Annotated in this window: 2 protein-coding genes; both read right to left on the bottom strand. The window is 62.5% G+C overall.

Translation table 11 applies throughout. The annotated features are described in order from the left end of the window. On the bottom strand, positions 1-1,094 hold a 1,094-nt coding region (locus ACR0I7_RS20025; RefSeq protein ID WP_480514132.1), incomplete at its 3' end, for a mannitol dehydrogenase family protein. 1 nt (position 1,095) lies between these two features. Then, positions 1,096-1,927, bottom strand: an 832-nt coding sequence (locus tag ACR0I7_RS20020) for a glucuronate isomerase (RefSeq protein ID WP_480514130.1), incomplete at its 5' end; no start/stop codon positions are given.

Below are 1,927 nucleotides of genomic sequence, written 5' to 3'. Positions count from 1 at the left end.
GGAGAGCTCAGCCCCCTGTCCGCACGGTATCTGAGAATGGGAACCAGACGCTCTTTCAGCTTGAGGCTGCCATCCATCGCGATCTGCCGCAGTTCGTGCCGCATATGGGCGACCGAGAACCTGTCCAGCAGCGCCTCGCGATAGGCCTCGAGCGTATCGCAGGCAGGGCGCGCGACCGTCACGCCGGCTTCGTCCCACAGCCTACACACGCCCGCGTAGAGTACAGGGTCGGCGATGGCCTCATGTACATAACGATGACCCGCCAGAAGGCCCGCATAAGCCAGATATGAATGCGACGCGTTCAGCAGACGCAGCTTGCGCTCTTCATACGAGCTGACATCATCGACCAGTACCGCACCTGCCGCCTGCCAGTCCGGTTTGCCTGCGGCAAAGCGATCTTCGATCACCCATTCGGTGAACGCCTCGGTGCCGACCACCGACAGGTCGCTGGCGTTTGCGGCATTTGCGATTTCGTCCTGTGCCGCGGGGCTGAGCCGGGGTGTGATCCGGTCGACCATGGTGTTGGGGAACGAAACGTTCTCCGACACCCAATCCAGCACGTCCGGGGCTTTGATGATCAGATAGTCGATGAGGGCCTGACGCAGCTTGGCACCGTTTTCAGAGAGGTTGTCGCAGCTGATCACCGTAAGCGGCCCCGCGCATCCCCTGGCCCGCGCAACAAGGCCGGCTGCCAGCAGACCGATGGCGGTGCCGGGCTGCTCTGCTGCCAGATCGGCCTTGATGTCGGCGGCTGACATATCCAGGTGATCGCCTTGCTGGTTGAGGTAGTACCCTTTCTCGGTAATCGTCAGGGTGACCACATGTGCGTTGGCATCTGCAATCCGGTCGATCACGGCCTGCGGCTGGTCCGTGGCCAGAAGGATATCGTCATAGACCGAAATGCGCTGCGTGCGCAGACCGTCGCTGCCCCATATGCCAAGCAGATACGCATTGTCGTGCTGCACAAGCTGATTGCGCAGCGTATGGTTCGACATGACAACGCCGGTGATAACCCAACCGCCCGACTGAGCCGTATACCAGGCCTGATGCGCGCGGTGAAAATTCCCGACGCCGATGTGAACGATGCGCTGCATGTCAGTCTTCGCCCCCGTTCATGCGGTAAGCGTCCAGTGCCAGATCGCGGCACAGATGTGGGGCCAGCATTTCCGCATCCGCCTGTCGCAGCTTGCCGATCTCGATCTGACCGGCCAGATGCTGCGCTACGGCGCGCCGCCAGGTGTTGTGCCGGGCCGGGATCGACAGAAAGGCGCGGGTGTCGTCGTTAAAGCCGGCAAGGTTGAAATAACCGGCGGTTTCGACGACCTGATCCAGAAACCGTCGGATGCCGTTGGTGCTGTCATGGAACCACCAGGGCGGGCCGATCCTGAGGCACGGCCAATGCCCGGCCATCGGCGCCAGTTCGCGCGAATAGCTGCTTTCGTCCAGCGAAAAGACCAGAACTCTAAGGCGCGGGTCGTTGCCGCAGCGGTTCAGCAGCCCGTCCAGCCCCGCCACCCAATTCACTGCGCGGGGCATGACCCCGCCCTTGTCAGGACCGAAACTGTCAAAAAGCGGCCGGTTGGTGTTGCGCGCGCTGCCGACATGCAGCTGCATCACCAGCCCGTCCTCGATCGACATTTGCGCCATCTCGACCAGCATATGCCCATAGAACTGCCGTGCTTCGGCCGTGCTGATGGTGCCGGATATCGCCCGCTGCAGCAGGTCTTCGGCCTGCGCGCGGGGCAGGGGGTCTGTCATCAGATAGGGGATGTCATGGTCGGTTGCCGTTGCCCCCAGCGCCTGAAAGGCCTGACGCCGGGTCTGGATCGCCGTCAGGTATGCGTCAAAGCTGGTGATGGCGGTCCCGGTCATGTCCTGAAGCTGTGCAATCGCCGCCTGAAAATCCGCGCGCTCGGGGTTCAGGATG

The sequence above is a fragment of the Ruegeria sp. AM1 genome, assembly GCF_056540745.1.
The sequence above is the reverse complement of the archived record's forward strand: the minus strand, read 5'-3'. Positions and strand labels throughout refer to the sequence as shown.